Below are 18,041 nucleotides of genomic sequence, written 5' to 3' on the forward strand. Positions count from 1 at the left end.
TACCGCCCACTTTCCCAATGGAACAAGGAATTCTGACAATGGCGATTGAACGCACCTTCTCGATGATCAAGCCGGACGCCACCAAGCGCAACCTGACCGGCGCCATCACCAAGGTATTCGAAGACAACGGCCTGCGCATCATCGCCTCCAAGCGCGTATGGATGTCCAAGCGCGAAGCCGAAGGCTTCTACGCCGTTCACAAGGAACGTCCTTTCTTCGGCGAACTGGTTGAAGGCATGACCTCCGGCCCGACCATCGTTCAGGTCCTGGAAGGCGAAAACGCCATCCTGAAGAACCGCGAAATCATGGGCGCCACCAACCCGGCAAACGCCGACGAGGGCACGATCCGCAAGCAGTTCGCCCTGTCGATCGGCGAAAACTCGGTTCACGGTTCGGATGCTCCGGAAACCGCCGTTCAGGAAATCGCCTACTGGTTCGCTGAAACCGAAATCGTTGGCTAATCGGCGGTTGCCATAAGCTGAGATTTGAGAGGCCGGTGCGAAAGCACCGGCCTTTTTCGTTGCGCCTGCAAGCGGTGAACCGGTGGGGCCATCTCAGATTGATGCAAAAAAATCTGATAGGGACTTGATGAAACGCACCTTGGTAAGTTCATTAGTTGCTAATTGATTCCAAGGAGATATTTAAAATGTTGAGTGGCATGACCGAGTTCGAGCGCAACGCCTTTGTGGAGAGGATCAGCGCCACGGCCATTGCCAATCAGGCCTTTTTGAAGTGTTCCATCAGCGGCAATCCGATCACGATCGACAACGTCATTTCCTATGTCGGCGATTTCATCGATCCGGCAAATCCGCATCTGCAGGACCTGATCGAGAAGATCGGCAACGCCATCGATGAGGTCTTTGCGGCAGCACCTCCGCATCTGCAGGTGAAGGGCTAGGCACTTCCTGTCGGCGTCACGTCGGGCAGGCTTCGGCCTTTCCGTAATCCGCAGCGCCTCCTGTGCCGAAGACCTCCGGGTTCGCCTCGTAGCCCGGCCCGATGACCAGCGGCTTTGTCGGCAGGACGGTCTGGTCCACGTCGGAGGTAATGCTGGTCTCAATCTCCTGCAGCACCTCGCCCGAGGTATCGAGAATGCGGATCGTCACGGCATAGGGATGGCCCTTGCGCACGCATTGAACATGCGGACTCTGGATCGCAATCCTCTCGTCCACGGCAAAGATTTTTTCCCCCGTCGTCAGTGTTTCGCCACCCTTCGGGTTCTCGAATTCCGCGACTGCAGTGCTGCCTTCCGGCAGAGGGCCAAGCTTGCGCAGGGTGACGAGGTACTTGGCTGTGGCAACGCGATAGTTGAAGACGAAGATCCGCCCGGTAAGTTCGACGAGCTTTCCGTCGGTTTCCCGCTGGCAGCCGGGAAGCAGGATTGAAACCAGAGTGATGGCGAACACGGCACGGATCATCATAGCGCCCGTTCCTTTCGCCGGTCTTGGAAGCGCTTGGCCTTCTCCCGGTTGCCGCAGACGGCCATGTCGCACCAGGCCCGGCTGCGGTTCTTGCTTCTGTCGACGAACAGCCAGCCGCAATGGCCGCAGATCTTGAGCCGTTCGATCGCGCTGGCATCGAGCAGGCGCAGCGCCGAGTGGGCGGTAGCCGCCTCCAGCGATGCAGCGTCCGACCGCCGCAGCAGAGCGGCGATCGCCTCAAGCAGATCGGCCAGCATTCCGCCATTCGCCCGACCAAGAACACGTGCACGAAAATAGCGGTCAATTGCCTCCCGAAGGTCAATGAAGCGAGATTGGTCGCTTGGCTTCGACGGCGCCAGATCGCCAAACAGCGCTCGCTCGGCCGAGAACGCTGACGCCGCAGCAGGAAAGGCTTCCAGTTGTACGGGATCGGCGAAACGATCCACGCTGCGCGACGGATCGAAGCGTAGGATCACGCTATTGGCGACATCGAGCGCCAGTGCGCCACCGGCGAAACGATGCTGTGTCCAGGCAAAGCTCATGGATCCAATATAACTGGTAAAATGTCTTTTGCCAGTTATATTGACGACGCCTGGAGGATGCATGGCTTATCTGCTGCAGCAACTCGCGAATACCGTACCGATCGCGTCACTCTATGCCGCGCTGGCGTTTGGTTATGCCATTGCATTCGCAGTCACCCGGCGGGCCGATATCACCTATGGCGCCATCTTTGTTTTCGCCGGACATCTTCATCTTCTTGGCGCCCATTTCGGTTGGGAGAGCCTGCGGCTCGTGCTGCCGGCCGCGATCTCGCTCGGAGCCATTCTGGCCTTGGGCGGCGGTCTTATGACCGGCGCCATCGTCAGCCGTTACGTCCTGCTGCGGCTCGTGCGCGCATCCGCGAATGCGCTGATCGTTGCAACGCTCGGTATCCTGCTCGTGTTGATGGAGGGCGCACGGCTGGCCTCCGGCAGTCGGGAGCTCTGGTTGTCGCCATTTCTCAACCAGCCCGTCTCTCTATCGCTAGGGCAGGGGGGTGGGGTGACGCTGACGGTGATCCAGCTTGCCAATGCGGCGATCATGCTGGCCGCAGTCGCGCTCGGTCATCTCATCTTGTCGCGGCATCGCGCCGGACGCATCTGGCGGGCAGTGGCCGATGATCCGTTCGCCGCCGAACTGCTCGGCGTGAATTCCCACCGGGTCTTCGTGCTTGCCTATTCGGCGGCGGCCTTCTACGCCTCGCTCTCCGGCGTGCTTGCCACCTCCTATTACGGCACGATGGATTTCGGCGCCGGCCTGCTCTTTGGCCTGAAAGTCGTTCTGATCGCGGCGGCAGGCGGCCATTCCCATCCCCTGCGTTCGGCGCTTGGCGCGGCAGTGGTGGGATTGGGCGAAACCTTGTGGAGCGGCTATGGCCCGATCCTCTGGCGCGATTTCGCCGTGGTCTCGACACTCGTCTTTGTGCTGGTTCTCAGCCGGCGGAAGCGGGTGCTGCCCTGAACCGCGCTAAGCCCACTTGTCGCGAGCGGTATCGTCGGTGCCCTTGGCCTCTATCCAGTCCCCCGCGGTGCCGTCCACCGCATGTTCCTTCTTCCAGAAGGGAGCCGAGGTTTTGAGGAAATCCATGATGAAGTTGGCGCCGTCGAAGGCGGCCTGCCGGTGCGGTGCGGTGGCGATCACCAGCACGATGTTCTGGCCCGGTTCGATCTTGCCGTAACGGTGGATGGCGGTTGCACCAAGAAGCGAGAAACGCTCGATGGCGAGATCTGCGATGCGGCGCATCTCTGTCTCGGCCATGCCCGGATAATGCTCCAGCTCCAAAGCCGAAAGCTTGCCCTGTTCGCCGCGGCACAGGCCGACGAAGGACACGATCGCGCCGATATCGGTGCGGCCGGCAGTCAGCGCATCGAGCTCGCTCTGCAGGTCGAAGTCATGCGCCTGAACGCGGATGATGGGAGTGATTTCGGTCATCTATACTCTCCGAATAAGGGCCGGATTTACCGGACCGTATCCCGGCCCTTCGCTCTGCTCAGGGCGTTCGTCACTGAAATCGATTCACTGGATCGATTTCTCCGGCTTTACCGGATCGTTCCTCACCCACCCGTCATCGGCGGGAAAATGCCGATTTCGCGCGCCCCGGCGATCTTCTCGGAATGCTCGACATGCTCCTGGTTGATCGCAACCCGGATCACGTCGGGATATTGAAGCGCGTTCTCGTATTCCTCGCCCAGGCCCTTGAGGTGGGAAAGCAGATCGCGAACGGTAACAACGTCGGCGGGAAGCTCGATTTCCTCTTCCGGCTTGCCGATGCGCTCGCGCACCCAGGCGAAATAAACGAGATTAGTCTTCATTCTTCATCCACCAGATGCTTCACGCCGGCGCGAAAATAGTCGTAGCCGGTGTAGAAGGTCAGGATTGCCGCGATCCACAGAAGCGCAATGCCCATTTCCGTGGTGTAGGGCACGATCTTGTCGCCCGCGGGACCGGCCAGAAGAAACGCAATCGACACCATCTGGATCGTCGTTTTCCACTTGGCGACGCGCGTGACCGGAACCGAAACCTTGAGCGCCGCAAGATATTCGCGCAGGCCAGAGACGAGGATCTCACGGCAGAGAATGGTGATTGCGGCCCATAACGACCAGCCTGCGATTGTCTGGTCGGCAGCCAGCAGCAGAAGCACCGCTGCAACCAGCAGCTTGTCGGCGATCGGATCGAGCATGCGGCCGATATTCGACGTCTGGTTCCAGATGCGGGCGAGGTATCCGTCGAGATAATCGGTTATCGAGGCGACCACGAAGATCCAGAATCCGGCCCAGCGGGCAAAGTCCGAGCTTTCGAGCTTCCCTTCGACAAAGAAGCAAAGCACGATGACCGGCACGGCAAAGATGCGCGCATAGGTCAGAAGGTTAGGGATATTGTATGCGCGGGAAGCCATGTCGGACCTGTGCTAACGGTTTGTCCCTAGTTGATGTTTCCAAGCCGAAGCGTCAACAGGGTTTCGCGGCTTTTTTACAGACGATTGCGTTAGTTAGTACGGGGCGCGCCGTCAATTCGCCCGCGTCTCATGAAAATGATTGTAGACCTGCTTCGCCACAGCCTCGGAAATACCTTCGACCGCCATCAGATCGTTGAGGCCCGCGCGTGAGACCGCCTTGGCGGTACCGAAGTGCTGCAGGAGCTTGCGCTTGCGGCCCGGACCGATGCCGGAGATCTCGTCCAGCGGGTTCTTGATCATCTCCTTCTTGCGCCGCGCCCGATGCGAGCCGATGGCGAACCGGTGCGCCTCATCGCGCATGCGCTGGATGAAATAGAGAACCGGATCGCGCGGCGGCAGCGAGAAATCGCTCTTTCCATCGGCGAAGAAGCGCTCGCGGCCGGCATCGCGATCGACGCCCTTGGCGACGCCGATGGCGGTGACCACGTCGCGTATGCCGAGTTCGTCGAGGATTGCGCGAACGGCCGTCATCTGCCCCTGTCCGCCGTCGATCAGGATCACGTCCGGCCATGCGGGGAAGGCAGCATCGTTGATATCGTCGCTGGCTGTCTCGGTGTCCGCCGCTGTTGCCGCTGCCGATATGCTGCGGTCGGGAATGCCTTCCTCCTTGATCAGCCGCGAAAAACGCCTCGTCATCACTTCCTTCATCATCCCGAAGTCGTCACCCGGAGTGATGTCGGTCGATTTGATGTTGAACTTGCGATACTGGCCCTTGACGAAACCTTCAGGCCCGGCGACGACCATGCCACCGACCGCATTCGTGCCCATGATATGCGAGTTGTCGTAAATCTCGATCCGCCGCGGCACATAGGGGAGGGTGAAGGTTTCCGCCAGGCCTTTCAGCAGGCGCGCCTGCGACGAGGTTTCCGCCAGCTTGCGGCCGTGCGCCTCGCGGGCATTGGCGAGAACATGATCGACGAGATCGCGCTTCTCGCCGCGCTGGGGCACCGATATAGTGACCTTTTGGCCGGCCTTTTCGGACAGTGCGAGCGACAGGAGTTCCTGTTCCTCGACGGTCTCCGACAGGAGGATCTGCTTCGGCACCGGCTTGTCGTCATAGAACTGCGCCAGAAACGCGTCGAGAATCTCGGCGCCGGACATCTGTGGATCGGCCTTAGGGAAATAGGCGCGGTTGCCCCAGTTCTGGCCGGTGCGGAAGAAAAAGACCTGGATGCAGGAGAGGCCACCCTCGTGATGGATGGCGAAAACATCCGCTTCCTCGACGCCAGCGGGGTTGATGCCCTGGTGGCTCTGGACGTGCGAAAGCGCCGCCAGACGATCACGATAGATCGCGGCGCGTTCGAAATCGAGATCTTCCGACGCCTCCTGCATCTGGCCGGCGATGGCCGATTTCACCTTCTGGCTCTTGCCGGACAGAAAGTCCTTCGCCTCCTGCACCAGATCCGCATAGCCGACATCGCTGATCTCATGGGTGCAGGGGCCGGAACAGCGCTTGATCTGGTAGAGAAGACAGGGGCGGGTGCGTGTCTCGAACACGCTGTCGGTGCAGGTACGCAGCAGGAAGGCGCGCTGCAGCGAGTTGATCGTGCGACCGACTGCCGCCGCCGAGGCGAAGGGGCCGAAATAGTCGCCCTTGCGGGCACGCGCGCCGCGGTGCTTGAAGATCGCCGGTGCCCGGTGGTCGCCGGTGATTGTGATGTAGGGAAAGGACTTGTCGTCGCGCAGCAGGACGTTGAAGCGCGGACGCAATCGCTTGATCAGGTTCGCTTCGAGCAGCAGGGCCTCGGTTTCCGTCCGCGTCGTGACGAATTCCATATGCGTGGTTTCGCGCACCATGCGGGTGAGGCGGTTCGAATGCAGTCGCCCCTGTGCATAATTGCCGACGCGCTTCTTCAGGCTGCGGGCCTTGCCGACATACATGACGTCGCCGGCCTCGTTGAACATGCGATAGACACCCGGTGCATTCGGCAGGTTCTTGACGAACTCGGCAATCAGGTCGGCGCCCTTCAGGCCGCTCTCGTTTTTAAGCGCTTCGTTCCAGTCGATCGACGCGGTTATGACGTCGGCAACCGTCTCCGGCGCCAGGACGTCATCCTCGTCGTCATCGGTCTCGTCATACAGAACGCCGCCGTCCGGCAGCTTTTTGTCATTCATGCCATGTCTCCGCCCGGGCGCTTGGGGCGCCGGGCCCGAATTGCCGATGCGGGCTGGCGGCAGATCGCTGCGTGTCGCCGGGCTCGAATCGATGCGGATTGCTTGTCGTCACAGATAGTGTCCGGATGCGTGCTTTGGAAGCGCCCCGCGCGGCCTGACACCTGAAGCAGTGCACGGGGAAATGAGGCAGCATTCGGATGGTCACGGCGACGTGACCCGCATAACGACGCGGCAAACAGGTGATTTGGGGCGTAAACAATTATCATCCGCGATATCTGCGTCTGCTCTAAACTTGCGCAGTAAATGGATTTTGGTCGGCGGCGAAGAGTCTTTCGCGCTGTGTTGGTGACATTGACTTGGTTATTCTGGTCGGGTAAGAAATAAGTAATAAATGTAAATGCGTTAATTTCTGAATTATTATTTTGTTATTGTTAACGGAATACATGTTGCGGCAAAGCAACGTCGAATTTTAGCCGTTCATCTGCCGCAATCAATTCACATTTCGGCTTTCTCAATTCCTCATTTGCCATCCAAATTCTCCTCAGCCAGCAGGGAACAAAGCTGTCACCAACGATGTTGATGTGACGCCTCCCGGCAGCAGTAAAAGGAGAAAAATGTATGCGTATCCTCGTCGCAACTCTGATGGCCTCGGCTGCCACCTTCACGGCCTTTTCCGCGGCGAACGCCGCTGACGCCGTCGAGCAGATCCCGCAGGCTCCGGTCGCGGTCGAAGAATCGGCTCCGGAAGTCGGCAACTGGCAGGGCTACTATCTTGGTGCCTACGGCGCCTATGACTGGGGTCGCTTCGGCGGCGGCGACCATGACGGCGACAAGGCCGGCGGTGGCGCTTATACCGGTTACAACTGGCAGAGCGGCAAGATGGTCTACGGTATCGAAGCCGACGTCGGTTATAACGGCGAAAAGGATTCGACCGGTCCTGATCTTGAAGGCAAGGCCGGCTGGAACGGCTCTGTTCGCGGTCGCGTCGGTTACGACCTGAACCCCTTCCTGATCTATGGTACGGCTGGTGTCGCCCTGCAGGACAACGAACTTAAGGACGCGACGTCCTCCGACAGCAACACGGCCGTCGGCTACACGGTCGGTGCCGGTGCGGAAGCCTTTGTCACCAACAACGTCACGGCTCGTATCGAATACCGCTACACCGATTTCGGTTCGAACAGCTACAACCTCGACTCCGGCCGCTTCTCGAAGGGCTATGACGATCACAGCGTCAAGGTCGGTATCGGCGTGAAGTTCTAATTTATAGCCTCATCAGGCTGGGGAAGCCCGCGGCGCTAGCGTCGCGGGCTTTTTTGTGTGTGGCGCCACGGCGCTCAGTCCATCTGGATATTGGCGCTCTTTACCACCGGCGCCCACTTGGCGAGTTCGTCGGTGACATGCTTGCCGAGGTCTTCCGGCGTCGATCCGACGATCGTGGCGCTGAAATCCTTCATGCGGGCGATGACGGCCGGGTCCTTGAGCGCCGTATTGGCTGCCTCGTTCAGCTTTGCAACGACCTCCGGCGGCGTGCCCGCGGGCGCAAACAGCGCGTTCCAAGTATAGGTCTCGTAGCCCGGCACGGTTTCGGCGACCGTCGGCACGTCCGGGAAGGACGGCGCGCGCGCCTTCGTCGTTACACCGAGCGCCTTTAGCGTGCCGGCCTTGATATGGCTGGACGAGGAGGGGAGGTTGTCGAACATGATCGAGATCTGGTTGCCGATCAGGTCGTTGAGGGCAGGGCCTGCACCCTTGTAGGGAACGTGCTGCATCTTGACGCCTGCCATGCTGTTGAACAGCTCGCCGGACAGATGCAGCGGCGTGCCATTGCCCGATGATGCATAGGAGTACTTGTCCGGCTCCTTCTTCAGGAGATCGATCAGCTCCGCGACGGTATTGACCCCGAGCTTCGGGTTGACGACCAGCACATTGGGCACGACGACGAGCAGCGAGACCGGCGCGAAATCCTTTTCCGGATCATAGGGTTTCTGCTTGAGGATCAGCGGGTTGAGAGCGTGGGTTGCGACGGTGCCCATCAGGATCGTGTAACCGTCCGCTTCGGCACGGGCGACCCGGTCGGCCCCCAGGTTGCCACCTGCGCCGGCCACGTTTTCGACCACGACCTGCTGGCCGAGGATGTCGCCCATCTTCTGCGCGATGACTCGCCCGACCACGTCGGTCGAGCCGCCGGCCGCAAACGGCACGACGAGCGTGATCGTCTGTTCGGGAAAATTCTGGGCTGAAGCGGTTTGGCCAAGGGTGGCGAGTGATAGCGCCGAGCCGGCAAGAACAAGCGCGGCACGCCGCGTCAACGCAGTAAACGTCATCTGATTTCCTCCATCACGGCCTCCCGCCGCTCGTCTCATAGTAGCGGAGGAATGGTCGAGAGCAAGCGATTGAGCCGCTCGCCGGGATGGGAGGAAAGTCTAAGTGTCCTGCAGGTTGTGATGCGCACGGCCGTTGCTTCACCGGCCGTGGGCGGACTGGATCAGGCGGTCGCCTTCATTTCTGCATAGTGGGAAAAGCGCTTGCCGAACGTATCGGGCCAGGAGGCAAGTTCGGGCCGGCCTTCGGCCCACTGGCCGTTGAAGCGCAGGTCGAGATAGCTGATCATTGCGGCCAGAGCGAAATGGCCGCCATGCAGCTTCTTGCCGGTCTTCGGCAGGTTCTTTTCCAGATAGTCCAGCGACTTGACGACCTTGGCCCACTGCTTGTCGATCCACGGCTGATGGACCTTCGCCTCGTCCCGTGAGCGGCGCTCGTAGACGATCGCCAGAAGGCAATCCATCACGCCGTCGCAGAGCGCTTCCAGCACTTCCGCCTCGGTGCGCTTTTCGTCCTTCTTCGGATAAAGCTTGCCGCCCGACTTGCGGTCGAGGAAATGCATGATCGCGACGCTGTCATAGATCGGCGCTTCGCCGTCACGAATCAGCACCGGAATCTTGCCGAGCGGGTTGTTGTCGACGAGTTCGGCCGGTGCCGCATTGGTATCGGTCTTCACCTCGGTGACGTCGATGCCGAGATGACGGGCCGCCATGCGCACCTTTGCCGAATAGGGCGAAGCAGGGGAGTAGAGAACTTTCATGTCATGTCCTTCCTGAAAATCAGCGTGCGGGAGGCAGGGTGACGCGGCTTGCCTTGCAGCTGTCGCGATCGACCTCGTCGCATTCGCGAAACTTGAGATCCTTGGTGTAGCAGATGCGGACCTCCTGGAACTGCCGGCCGCGGCAGCTGGTGGAGATCCCCTTGTGGCTCATGCCGGGATTAGCGGCGAGAAACTTCTCTTCCACCTCGTCGGGCGAAAGCGTCAACTCGCGGCGTCCCTCGGCGAATTCGGAGGGTATCTTGAGGCCGTCATAGGCGGCCCGCGTCTTGGCGAAATAGTCGCGCTGGTTAAGCCCGCTGCAGCTGCCGTGCTTCTTCCACTGGTGTCCGATCAGGCCCATGGATGGCATGATGTCGAACATCGGTTCCCCGACTGCTCGGGGAACCCGGTCCGGTTCCGAGACCGGGCAGAAGTCCGGATAGCCTTTTTCGTATTGCGGCCAGAGCCCGTGCACGATGAAGCGAAAACTCTTGTCGAGACCGCATTGCTGATCGTTGCGACCACCCTTCTGCGTGGAGCAGAAGCTCGGCGACCATGAGAGCGACAGGACGTAGAAATCGAACTGCCCGGCCTGATCCCGGTCGCGCTGCTGCGCTTCTGCGGGCAAGGCGCCAAGGAGCGCGAGTGACGTCATCGCAGCGGCAAAAAGAAATTTGCGGACGGAGGAAAGCGTCTTCGTCATGATCACGAATCTCGATGATTGGAACACGAAAGCGTTCGAAATGTTGAGGAGTTAATGATTTGAGGAATAGAATGGAAACTCGCTGATCACTGCATGCAGGGATCGGGATGAGGAGCGAAGAACGAAACGGTTGCATGACATTCAAGAAGTACCTGTGGCCCGTGGTAGGCGGCCTGACGATAGCGCTTTCAGCATGGCTTCTCTACAAGGAATTGCGTGGTCTGTCTCTCGACGATCTTTCGGTGAGCCTACTAGCCATATCTCCCGCTCACTGGCTAATGGCCGGGGCGTCGAGCCTGCTGGCCTATGCTGCGCTGGCCGGCTACGACCGGATTGCGCTGATGCATCTTGGGCGCAAGGTCGACTGGTTTTTCATTACGGTCTGCTCGTTCACCACCTACGCGCTGTCGCATAATGTCGGGGCGTCGGTCGTCTCCGGCGCGGTTGTTCGCTACCGGGCATATTCGACCAAAGGGCTGACACCGGCGGAGATCGGTGTCCTGATCGCGATCTGCTCGTTCACCTTCATTCTCGGGACTCTGCTTCTCGCCGGCTTCGTGCTTGCCTACGAGCCGGAGCTTCTCGTGCGCTTCGGCGATCTCGTGCCCGTCGATGCGTCCGCGGCGACCGGTTATCTCATCCTTGCGCTGGTGGGGCTTTACGTCGTGGCGAGCTTCTTGAAGCTTCGGCCGCTGAAGCTCGGCTCGTTCAATATCGTCTACCCGGCGCCGAGGGTGGTGCTGCCGCAGCTGATCATCGCCCCGATTGAACTGATCGGCGCTGCCGGCATCATCTATTTCGCGCTGCCGGAAGTTGGGAACCCGGGCTTCATGGTGGTGCTGGGGATATTCCTGATTTCGTTCTCGGCGGCGCTGCTGTCGCATGCGCCGGGTGGGCTCGGCGTGCTGGAACTCGTCTTCGTCATGGGCCTGCCGGACATGAACCAGGCGGATGTCATCGCCGCACTTCTGGTCTTCCGGCTTTTCTACCTGCTCATTCCGTTCGCGATAGCGTTGGTCGTGATTCTGCTTTTCGAACGGTCGCAATTCAGGCGAGAGAACCCGCCGGATATGCAGAGCGGCCACGAGGACGGTGTCTGAAAACGATTACTCGCCGGCAAGCCAGAAGGCGCGCTGCGAGGCGAACCTGTCCTGGGCGAGAACGGTCTTCAGGACCGGCAGCAGCGCATGCAACTCGTCCTTTAGCGTGAAGGGCGGATTGACGATGATCAGGCCGGTGCCGCTGAGTCCCGTGGTATCGCGATCGCTCTTCACCGAAAGCTCGGCGCAGAGCATTTTCGGAATTTCCAGCGCCTGAAGCTGCTCGTGGAAAGCCTTGATCGGCGCGCCTTTTTTGATCGGATACCACAGGCAGAACGTGCCACCCGAGAAGCGACGATGGGCGTTGGCAAGACCCTTCACCAGGCGATCGTATTCGCCGTCTTCCTCAAAGGGAGGATCGACCAGCACGATGCCGCGTTTTTCCTTCGGTGGCAGATGCGCGCCGAGCGCCAGCCAGCCGTCGAGCTCGGTGACGCGAACCTGATAATCGCCCTCGAACAGATTGTGCAGCCGGTTGAAATCTTCCGGGTGAAGTTCCATCGCCGAAAGCCGGTCCTGCGGCCGGAAAAGCATGCGGGCGAGCTTCGGCGAACCGGGATAGAGCTTGATGCCGCCCTTGGGGTTCAAACCCCTGATGGCCGTCAGATAAGGTTCCAGGATCTCCGCAACATTGGCCGGCAGTTCCGCCTCCATCAGGCGGCCGATGCCGTCGACCCATTCCCCGGTCTTCTGAGCTTCTTCGGAGGAGAGATCGTAAAGCCCGATGCCGGCATGGGTATCGAGCACGCGGAACGCCTTGTCCTTGTTCTGCGAATAGCGGACGAGCCGCGAGAGAACGGCGTGTTTAAGGACATCGGCAAAATTGCCCGCGTGGTAGATATGCCGGTAGTTCATCGCTGCTTCTGTCTTGCTTGAATAAAATTGATGCGCCGCAAATCTCACTTTTTGCGGGGCTGCGCTTGGCATATACAAAAGTCATGAACATTGCGACCCCGATCACCGCCCTCGCCAAATCTGGAGCCAAGCCCGGCCACAATTCCGTCGGCCACACCGTCTGTCCGCACGACTGTCCGAGCGCCTGCGCGCTGGATGTCGACCTGACCGAGGACGGCAGGATCGGCCGTGTCCGCGGCTCGTCCGACAATAGCTATACGGCGGGCGTCATCTGCGCGAAGGTCGCGCGTTATTCCGAACGTATCTACCATCCCGGCCGCCTTATGGTGCCGCAGCGCCGCATGGGCGCCAAGGGTGAGGGGAGCTGGCAGGAAGTCTCTTGGGAGGCGGCTCTCGATGAGATCGCCGATGCCTTCGTCAAGGCGGAAGCCAAGCATGGATCGGAAGCCGTCTGGCCCTATTTCTATGCCGGCACGATGGGGCAGGTACAGCGCGACTCGATCGAGCGGCTGCGCCATGCCAAGAAATATTCCGGCTTCATGGGCACGATCTGCACCAACATGGCCTGGACCGGCTATGTGATGGGCACGGGCGCCCTGCGCGGCCCCGATCCGCGCGAGATGGCCAAGTCCGATTGCGTCGTTATCTGGGGCACCAATGCGGTCGCCACCCAGGTCAATGTCATGACCCATGCGGTCAAGGCCCGCAAGGAACGTGGCGCGAAGATCGTCGTCATCGACATCTACGACAACCCGACGATGAAGCAAGCCGATATGAAGATCGTCCTGCGCCCCGGTACCGATGCGGCACTTGCCTGCGCCGTCATGCACATCGCCTTCCGCGACGGTTATGCCGATCGCGACTACATGGCGAAATATGCCGATGATCCGGCCGGTCTCGAAGTGCATCTGGCTTCCCGTACTCCGGAATGGGCGTCCGCCATCACCGGACTTTCGGTCGAGGAGATCGAGGCGTTCGCAAAACTCGTCGGCACGACGAAGAAGACCTTCTTCCGCCTCGGTTACGGCTTTTCCCGTCAGCGTAACGGTACGGCGGCGATGCATGCGGCGCTTTCCGTCGCGACCGTTCTCGGCTCCTGGCAATACGAAGGCGGCGGTGCCTTCCACAACAACGGCGAGATTTTCCGGCTGAACAAGGCCGAGTTGATGGGCACGGCCTATATGGATCCGGAGATCCGCATGCTCGACCAGTCTCAGATCGGCCGCGTGCTGTCCGGTGACGCCGAGGCGCTGCGCCATCGCGGGCCTGTGACGGCCATGCTCATCCAGAACACCAATCCTATGAACATCGCGCCGGAACAACGCCTGGTTCGCGAGGGTTTCCTGCGCGACGACCTGTTCGTCGCGGTCCACGAGCAGTTCATGACCGATACGGCCAAGGTCGCTGATATCGTCCTGCCGGCGACCATGTTCCTCGAACACGACGATCTCTACCGCGCCGGCGGCCAGCAGCACATCCTGCTCGGGCCGAAACTGGTGGAACCGCCATCGACCGTGCGCACCAATCTCTTCGTCATCGAGGAACTGGCCAAGCGTCTCGGCATCGATCATTTCGCAGGATTCGGCCATGACGAGCGAACCCATATCGACCGTATCCTGAGCGACAGCGGCTGGGGCAGCTACGACGATCTCAAGGCCAATAAGTGGATCGATGCGCAGCCGGATTTCGATACCGCCCATTACATCAAGGGCTTCGGTTATCCGGACGGCAAATTTCGTTTCACGCCTGACTGGGTGAACGGCCCGTCGCCGGATCGTACGCCGGCAAGCGTCGGCCCCCTCGGTCCCCATGCCGAACTTCCACGCTTCCCCGACCATGTGGCAGTGATCGAGACGGCGGATGCCGACCATCCCTTCCGTCTCGCTACCTCGCCATCGCGCAGCTTCCTCAATTCGAGCTTCGCCGAGACGAAGAGCTCGGTGCAGAAGGAAGGCCGCCCGGAAGTGATGATCGAGCCCTCCGATGCCGAACGTCTCGGCGTCGTTGACGGCGACATCGTCCGCCTCGGCAACCGCCGCGGCGAGATCCGCCTGCATGCGAAAGTGGTGCCGGGCGCGAAGCCCGGCGTCCTGATCGCCGAGGGTCTCTGGCCGAACGATGCGCATCTCGACGGGGAGGGGATCAACGTCTTGACCGGCGCCGATCCGGTGGCGCCCTTCGGCGGTGCCGCCGTCCACGACAACAAGGTATGGCTCCGCAAGGAAGCTTCATTTGACGCCTCCAGGGATGCCGCATGACCGACAGCAATGACCGGGTGAAGATCGTCAGCGAGAAGACGCTGTCGGAGGGCTGGACGCGGCTGTCGGAATACGAACTCGACTACACCGATCGCAAGGGCGCGACGCACCGGGTGAAGCGCGAGATCTTTCACCGCACACCGGCTGCGTGTATTCTTCTGCACGACCCGAAGCGGGACGTCGTGGTGCTGGTGACGCAGTTTCGACTGCCTGCCCATCTGATCGGCGAGCCATCCTTCATGATCGAGGTCCCTGCAGGGCTTCTCGACGGCGACCATCCCGAAGAGGCGATCCGCCGCGAGGCGGCCGAGGAGACGGGCTACCGCATCAAGGATGCGCATTTCTTGTTCAAGGCGATGATGTCGCCCGGTTCGGTGACGGAGATCGTGCATTTCTTCCATGCCTCGATCGACCTTTCCGACCGCGTGAACGAGGGCGGTGGCCTGGCCGAGGAGCATGAGGATATCGTGGTCTTGGAAGCGCCTTTGGACGATGCGATCGCGATGATCGACAGCGGCGAAATCATCGACGCCAAGACCATCATGTTGCTGCAATGGGCCGCGAACAATCGCGCCAGCCTTGGCAGCTGAAGGGCGCGGCGCGGCATCACTGTGAAGGCATGCACAGCGGCTTTCACATGATTGTCACGAAACCCGCCTATCGGCAGCCGTTCGGAATTGAGACAAGCACCAAGGAGAAGATCATGTGGCTCGGCAATTTTAACCTCGTTCTGCCGGACCAGGTGATCGAAAGCGGGTCCGTCAGGATCGAGGACGGCGTTATCGCCGAGATCCGTGACGAGCCGGTCGCCGCTGCCGTGATCGACGGCGAGGGGCGGTTGCTGATGCCCGGCTTCGTCGACCTGCATGGCGACATGATCGAGCGTGAGATCGCGCCACGGCCGAATGCCGACATGCCGATCGACTTCGGCATCCACGAACTCGACAAGAAGCTTGCTGCCCACGGCGTGACCACCGCCTACGCTGCCGTGTCATTCGCGACCGAAAGCGTCTACGGCCATGTGCGCTCGCTGGAGACGACCTCGGCGGTGATCGAGGGCATCAACCGCCTGCGCGACAGCCTGCTGATCGATCACCGCGTCCATGCCCGCTACGAGATCACCAATGTCGGCGCGTCGGGGACGCTGGAACGGTTGCTGGAAGCCGGCGAGATCGACATGGTCTCGCTGACCGACCATACGCCGGGGCAGGGCCAGTATAACAATATCGAAGCCTATGTGCTCAGCATGTCCGAGCGCCGCTCGATCTCTGTCGAGACGGCGCAGGAAATGATCGCCAAGCGCATCGAAATGCGCAAGAACCCGGATATCGAGACGCGGCTAAAAGAGATCGTCGCGCTGTCGCAAAAGCACGGCCTCTCGCTCGCCTCCCATGACGATGACAGCATCGAGAAGGTTATCGAGATGCAGGAACTCGGCGTCACGATCAGCGAGTTTCCGGTGACGATGGCGGCGGCCGATGAGGCCGTCCGCCGCGGTCTCACGACGCTGATGGGTGCACCGAACGCGCTGCGCGGAGGATCGATGTCGGGCAATCTGAGTGCACTCGATGCCGCCCGCGCCGGCCTGCTGACGACGATCGCCGCCGACTATCACCCGGCCGCCTTTGTGCCGGCACTATTCAAGTTGGCAGAGGTCGTGCCCGGCGGCCTGCCGGCGGCGGTCGCAATGGCGACGTCGAACGCTGCGCGCTCGGCCGGCATGATGGATCGCGGCGCGATCGGGATCGGCCAGCGCGCCGACCTCGTCGTCATCGAACCCGGTGATGTCCATCGCATCCGCGCCACCTTCCGCGACGGCCGTTTCGTCTACAGCGACGGCACGCTGCATCCGCTTCGGGCCATGGCTGCTTAAGGCCGGGGTTCTCAGTCCTCCCAGGACTTCTGGTTTTTCGGCAGCCTGCCCATCGGGTCGATGACGTCCACCTTGTGCGGCAGGTCTGCCGCCCAATTCCAGAGGACCAGATTGCGGATCGAAGGCTCGGCCCTATGCGCGAACGAGGGTACGAGCACACCGGCCCACGACTTGCCGAGCATGTCATGGATCGACCAGGAGGCCGGACGCTTGCCTTCTGATAGCGCGCTTGCCCAGGCCGCTCCCATCGTCTCCTGAGATATGCCAAGTTTTTGCCGCGCGGCCTCTTCGGTGAGATCGGCGATGTCGTCGCAGTCAACCTCGTAGGAACAGATCATCAATGGATGGATCTTGTGGCCGAAGCCTTGGCTGGCCTCGATGATCGCTCCTTCGATCGAAGTCGAGAGATAGAGAGCGGGCACATCCTTGGGATTGAAGCGGGCACCGCGGATCGCCGCGCCGGCGCCCGAGAGCGGGCTGATAGCCCAGCGCGGATCATGGGCGCGATAACAGACGCCCTGAAATCTCAAGCGAAGCCGCCGAGCGCCAGATGATCGAGATAGTCCCGCAGCGCAGCGGCTTTCCCGCTCTTGACCAGGCTTTCGGCCGTTCGGCCGCCGAATGCCGGCAGAGGCTCGGCCCGATACCAGGCAAGGGCCTGCCTTTCGCTGCCGGCCCAGTCGGTAACGCGATGAATGATTTCTGCCATCTCGCCGATACGCGCGACGACCGCAGGCGCCTGCGCCCGCTCCTTGCGCTGCAGGCTGTTGGCCGACAGCCCCGCCGTTTCGGCGAGCTCGCGCTTGGACATGCCGAACCGAACCGATACTGCCTCGATATCGATCGAGGGCGTTTCCTTGAGGTCGCGTGCTATGGCATGCTTATTCATAGTGTCGGCCTTTTTGTACGCTATCTGCGTACAAAGATATGCTTCATGAGCGATTTTGTCGAGTCTCTGGCTTCGCGGTCAGAGCGCGGGCGAGATAAGCCCGACGTCGTCCTTTGCAGGAATGCCTTCCAGGATAGCCTTGCCGCCATCCATTTTCACCTTGCCCTCGGCCAGCAGCTTCAGTGCCAGCGGATAGAGCTTGTGTTCGACGGTCAGCACGCGCGCGGCGAGCGTATCGGCGGTGTCGCCTGCGATGACGGGTACTACCGCCTGGGCGACGATCGGACCCTCATCCATGCCTTCGGTGACGAAATGCACGCTGCAGCCGGCGATTTTCATGCCGGCGTCGATGGCGCGCTGATGCGTATGCAGGCCCGGGAAGAGCGGCAGGAGAGAAGGGTGGATGTTGAGCATCCGGCCCTCGTAGCGATTGATGAATTCACCCGAGATGAGACGCATGTAGCCGGCGAGGCAGATAATATCGGGCTTGATCTCGTCGAGGGCTGCGAGAATGGCAGCCTCATGCTCGGCCTTATCTGCATAGGCCTTGCGTTCGAAGACGAAGGTTCTGATCCCCCGCGCTTCGGCCTTGGCGATGCCGCCCGCGGTCGGCTTGTCGGAAATGACCGCGACGATCTCCGCGGGGAAATCCGCACTTTCGCATTCATCTGCCAGCGACAACATGTTGGAGCCGCCGCCGGAGATGAAGACCACGACGCGTTTCTTGACCGAATTCATGGTCTTAATCCT

The 18,041-nt window shown here is 60.9% G+C and carries 21 protein-coding genes; 8 read left to right on the top strand and 13 right to left on the bottom strand.

The annotated features are described in order from the left end of the window. Nucleotides 1-38 precede the first annotated feature (38 nt). Both ndk and BM216_RS21485 read left to right on the top strand, forming a co-directional pair. Nucleotides 39-461 (top strand): nucleoside-diphosphate kinase, encoded by a 423-nt coding sequence (ndk, locus tag BM216_RS21480; protein ID WP_018898730.1) that lies wholly within the window; start codon nucleotides 39-41, stop codon nucleotides 459-461. A gap of 185 nt (nucleotides 462-646) precedes the next feature. Then, nucleotides 647-898, top strand: a complete 252-nt coding sequence (locus BM216_RS21485) for a hypothetical protein (RefSeq protein ID WP_143102818.1) — start codon at nucleotides 647-649, stop codon at nucleotides 896-898. A gap of 16 nt (nucleotides 899-914) precedes the next feature. Here the strand turns inward: BM216_RS21485 and BM216_RS21490 are convergent, their stop codons facing one another. Both BM216_RS21490 and BM216_RS21495 read right to left on the bottom strand, forming a co-directional pair. Then, entirely contained in the window at nucleotides 915-1,418 is a 504-nt protein-coding gene (locus BM216_RS21490) for a hypothetical protein (protein WP_093001448.1), read from the bottom strand. Then, the gene (locus tag BM216_RS21495; RefSeq protein ID WP_093001271.1) at nucleotides 1,418-1,963 is read right to left on the bottom strand and encodes a CGNR zinc finger domain-containing protein; all 546 of its coding nucleotides are present in this window, start codon (nucleotides 1,961-1,963) and stop codon (nucleotides 1,418-1,420) included. Before BM216_RS21495 ends, BM216_RS21490 begins: the two co-directional genes overlap by 1 nt. Before the next feature lie 61 nt (nucleotides 1,964-2,024). Between BM216_RS21495 and BM216_RS21500 the strand changes: the two genes are divergently transcribed. Continuing rightward, nucleotides 2,025-2,921: a branched-chain amino acid ABC transporter permease gene (locus BM216_RS21500; RefSeq protein ID WP_093001272.1), complete on the top strand. Its 897-nt coding sequence runs from the start codon at nucleotides 2,025-2,027 to the stop codon at nucleotides 2,919-2,921. A 6-nt stretch (nucleotides 2,922-2,927) separates the two neighbouring features. Here BM216_RS21500 and BM216_RS21505 read toward each other — a convergent pair whose 3' ends face one another. The 4 genes from BM216_RS21505 to uvrC form a co-directional block, all read right to left on the bottom strand. Beyond that, the gene (locus BM216_RS21505) at nucleotides 2,928-3,392 is read right to left on the bottom strand and encodes a molybdenum cofactor biosynthesis protein MoaE (protein WP_093001273.1); all 465 of its coding nucleotides are present in this window, start codon (nucleotides 3,390-3,392) and stop codon (nucleotides 2,928-2,930) included. 122 nt (nucleotides 3,393-3,514) lie between these two features. Beyond that, on the bottom strand, nucleotides 3,515-3,772 hold the full coding sequence (gene moaD, locus BM216_RS21510) for a molybdopterin converting factor subunit 1 (RefSeq protein WP_093001274.1): 258 nt from the start codon (nucleotides 3,770-3,772) through the stop codon (nucleotides 3,515-3,517). Beyond that, on the bottom strand, nucleotides 3,769-4,356 hold the full coding sequence (gene pgsA, locus BM216_RS21515; protein WP_093001275.1) for a CDP-diacylglycerol--glycerol-3-phosphate 3-phosphatidyltransferase: 588 nt from the start codon (nucleotides 4,354-4,356) through the stop codon (nucleotides 3,769-3,771). The genes moaD and pgsA overlap by 4 nt, the downstream gene beginning before the upstream one ends. 111 nt (nucleotides 4,357-4,467) lie before the next feature. Further along, a complete protein-coding gene (uvrC, locus tag BM216_RS21520; RefSeq protein ID WP_093001276.1) occupies nucleotides 4,468-6,531 on the bottom strand; it encodes an excinuclease ABC subunit UvrC in 2,064 nt (687 codons plus the stop codon). Between the two features lie 618 nt (nucleotides 6,532-7,149). Here uvrC and BM216_RS21525 point away from each other — a divergent pair. Then, on the top strand, nucleotides 7,150-7,791 hold the full coding sequence (locus tag BM216_RS21525; protein ID WP_093001277.1) for an outer membrane protein: 642 nt from the start codon (nucleotides 7,150-7,152) through the stop codon (nucleotides 7,789-7,791). Nucleotides 7,792-7,865: 74 nt separating this feature from the next. On the opposite strand, the gene BM216_RS21530 is transcribed toward BM216_RS21525, so the two are convergent. The 3 genes from BM216_RS21530 to BM216_RS21540 form a co-directional block, all read right to left on the bottom strand. Further along, nucleotides 7,866-8,855: a Bug family tripartite tricarboxylate transporter substrate binding protein gene (locus BM216_RS21530; protein ID WP_093001278.1), complete on the bottom strand. Its 990-nt coding sequence runs from the start codon at nucleotides 8,853-8,855 to the stop codon at nucleotides 7,866-7,868. 161 nt (nucleotides 8,856-9,016) lie between these two features. Further along, entirely contained in the window at nucleotides 9,017-9,613 is a 597-nt protein-coding gene (locus BM216_RS21535; RefSeq protein WP_093001279.1) for a glutathione S-transferase, read from the bottom strand. Between the two features lie 19 nt (nucleotides 9,614-9,632). Further along, nucleotides 9,633-10,316: a ribonuclease T2 family protein gene (locus BM216_RS21540; protein ID WP_093001280.1), complete on the bottom strand. Its 684-nt coding sequence runs from the start codon at nucleotides 10,314-10,316 to the stop codon at nucleotides 9,633-9,635. Nucleotides 10,317-10,450: 134 nt separating this feature from the next. Here BM216_RS21540 and BM216_RS21545 point away from each other — a divergent pair, with 134 nt between their 5' ends. Further along, entirely contained in the window at nucleotides 10,451-11,416 is a 966-nt protein-coding gene (locus BM216_RS21545; protein ID WP_093001281.1) for a lysylphosphatidylglycerol synthase domain-containing protein, read from the top strand. Between the two features lie 6 nt (nucleotides 11,417-11,422). Here the strand turns inward: BM216_RS21545 and BM216_RS21550 are convergent, their stop codons facing one another. After that, nucleotides 11,423-12,271 carry a 23S rRNA (adenine(2030)-N(6))-methyltransferase RlmJ gene (locus BM216_RS21550; protein ID WP_093001282.1) on the bottom strand — a complete coding sequence of 283 codons (849 nt, stop codon included), beginning with the start codon at nucleotides 12,269-12,271 and terminating at the stop codon, nucleotides 11,423-11,425. Nucleotides 12,272-12,354: 83 nt separating this feature from the next. Here BM216_RS21550 and BM216_RS21555 point away from each other — a divergent pair, with 83 nt between their 5' ends. The 3 genes from BM216_RS21555 to BM216_RS21565 all read left to right on the top strand — a co-directional run bounded on the left by BM216_RS21555 (nucleotide 12,355) and on the right by BM216_RS21565 (nucleotide 16,402). Next, nucleotides 12,355-14,529 (top strand): molybdopterin-containing oxidoreductase family protein, encoded by a 2,175-nt coding sequence (locus BM216_RS21555; RefSeq protein WP_093001283.1) that lies wholly within the window; start codon nucleotides 12,355-12,357, stop codon nucleotides 14,527-14,529. After that, nucleotides 14,526-15,119 carry an NUDIX domain-containing protein gene (locus tag BM216_RS21560; RefSeq protein WP_093001284.1) on the top strand — a complete coding sequence of 198 codons (594 nt, stop codon included), beginning with the start codon at nucleotides 14,526-14,528 and terminating at the stop codon, nucleotides 15,117-15,119. The genes BM216_RS21555 and BM216_RS21560 overlap by 4 nt, the downstream gene beginning before the upstream one ends. A gap of 113 nt (nucleotides 15,120-15,232) precedes the next feature. Continuing rightward, nucleotides 15,233-16,402, top strand: coding sequence for an alpha-D-ribose 1-methylphosphonate 5-triphosphate diphosphatase (locus tag BM216_RS21565; protein ID WP_093001449.1), 1,170 nt, complete (start codon nucleotides 15,233-15,235; stop codon nucleotides 16,400-16,402). Nucleotides 16,403-16,413: 11 nt separating this feature from the next. On the opposite strand, the gene BM216_RS21570 is transcribed toward BM216_RS21565, so the two are convergent. The 3 genes from BM216_RS21570 to purN form a co-directional block, all read right to left on the bottom strand. Beyond that, nucleotides 16,414-16,932 carry an RES family NAD+ phosphorylase gene (locus BM216_RS21570; protein WP_093001285.1) on the bottom strand — a complete coding sequence of 173 codons (519 nt, stop codon included), beginning with the start codon at nucleotides 16,930-16,932 and terminating at the stop codon, nucleotides 16,414-16,416. Then, a complete protein-coding gene (locus BM216_RS21575; protein WP_093001286.1) occupies nucleotides 16,929-17,291 on the bottom strand; it encodes an antitoxin Xre/MbcA/ParS toxin-binding domain-containing protein in 363 nt (120 codons plus the stop codon). Before BM216_RS21575 ends, BM216_RS21570 begins: the two co-directional genes overlap by 4 nt. Nucleotides 17,292-17,369: 78 nt before the next feature. Further along, nucleotides 17,370-18,029, bottom strand: coding sequence for a phosphoribosylglycinamide formyltransferase (gene purN / locus BM216_RS21580; protein ID WP_093001287.1), 660 nt, complete (start codon nucleotides 18,027-18,029; stop codon nucleotides 17,370-17,372). Between the last annotated feature and the right edge of the window lie 12 nt (nucleotides 18,030-18,041).

The sequence above is a fragment of the Rhizobium sp. NFR07 genome, assembly GCF_900111905.1.
In the GTDB taxonomy this organism is placed as follows: Bacteria; Pseudomonadota; Alphaproteobacteria; order Rhizobiales; family Rhizobiaceae; genus Neorhizobium.

Bases quoted from the DNA above. Each gene is read 5' to 3' on its own strand.
- ndk (WP_018898730.1), top strand. From the start codon at position 39: ATGGCGATTGAACGCACCTTCTCGATGATCAAGCCGGACGCCACCAAG.
- BM216_RS21485 (WP_143102818.1), top strand. From the start codon at position 647: ATGTTGAGTGGCATGACCGAGTTCGAGCGCAACGCCTTTGTGGAGAGG.
- BM216_RS21490 (WP_093001448.1), bottom strand. From the start codon at position 1,418: ATGATCCGTGCCGTGTTCGCCATCACTCTGGTTTCAATCCTGCTTCCC.
- BM216_RS21495 (WP_093001271.1), bottom strand. From the start codon at position 1,963: ATGAGCTTTGCCTGGACACAGCATCGTTTCGCCGGTGGCGCACTGGCG.
- BM216_RS21500 (WP_093001272.1), top strand. From the start codon at position 2,025: ATGGCTTATCTGCTGCAGCAACTCGCGAATACCGTACCGATCGCGTCA.
- BM216_RS21505 (WP_093001273.1), bottom strand. From the start codon at position 3,392: ATGACCGAAATCACTCCCATCATCCGCGTTCAGGCGCATGACTTCGAC.
- moaD (WP_093001274.1), bottom strand. From the start codon at position 3,772: ATGAAGACTAATCTCGTTTATTTCGCCTGGGTGCGCGAGCGCATCGGC.
- pgsA (WP_093001275.1), bottom strand. From the start codon at position 4,356: ATGGCTTCCCGCGCATACAATATCCCTAACCTTCTGACCTATGCGCGC.
- uvrC (WP_093001276.1), bottom strand. From the start codon at position 6,531: ATGAATGACAAAAAGCTGCCGGACGGCGGCGTTCTGTATGACGAGACC.
- BM216_RS21525 (WP_093001277.1), top strand. From the start codon at position 7,150: ATGCGTATCCTCGTCGCAACTCTGATGGCCTCGGCTGCCACCTTCACG.
- BM216_RS21530 (WP_093001278.1), bottom strand. From the start codon at position 8,855: ATGACGTTTACTGCGTTGACGCGGCGTGCCGCGCTTGTTCTTGCCGGC.
- BM216_RS21535 (WP_093001279.1), bottom strand. From the start codon at position 9,613: ATGAAAGTTCTCTACTCCCCTGCTTCGCCCTATTCGGCAAAGGTGCGC.
- BM216_RS21540 (WP_093001280.1), bottom strand. From the start codon at position 10,316: ATGACGAAGACGCTTTCCTCCGTCCGCAAATTTCTTTTTGCCGCTGCG.
- BM216_RS21545 (WP_093001281.1), top strand. From the start codon at position 10,451: ATGACATTCAAGAAGTACCTGTGGCCCGTGGTAGGCGGCCTGACGATA.
- BM216_RS21550 (WP_093001282.1), bottom strand. From the start codon at position 12,271: ATGAACTACCGGCATATCTACCACGCGGGCAATTTTGCCGATGTCCTT.
- BM216_RS21555 (WP_093001283.1), top strand. From the start codon at position 12,355: ATGAACATTGCGACCCCGATCACCGCCCTCGCCAAATCTGGAGCCAAG.
- BM216_RS21560 (WP_093001284.1), top strand. From the start codon at position 14,526: ATGACCGACAGCAATGACCGGGTGAAGATCGTCAGCGAGAAGACGCTG.
- BM216_RS21565 (WP_093001449.1), top strand. From the start codon at position 15,233: ATGTGGCTCGGCAATTTTAACCTCGTTCTGCCGGACCAGGTGATCGAA.
- BM216_RS21575 (WP_093001286.1), bottom strand. From the start codon at position 17,291: ATGAATAAGCATGCCATAGCACGCGACCTCAAGGAAACGCCCTCGATC.
- purN (WP_093001287.1), bottom strand. From the start codon at position 18,029: ATGAATTCGGTCAAGAAACGCGTCGTGGTCTTCATCTCCGGCGGCGGC.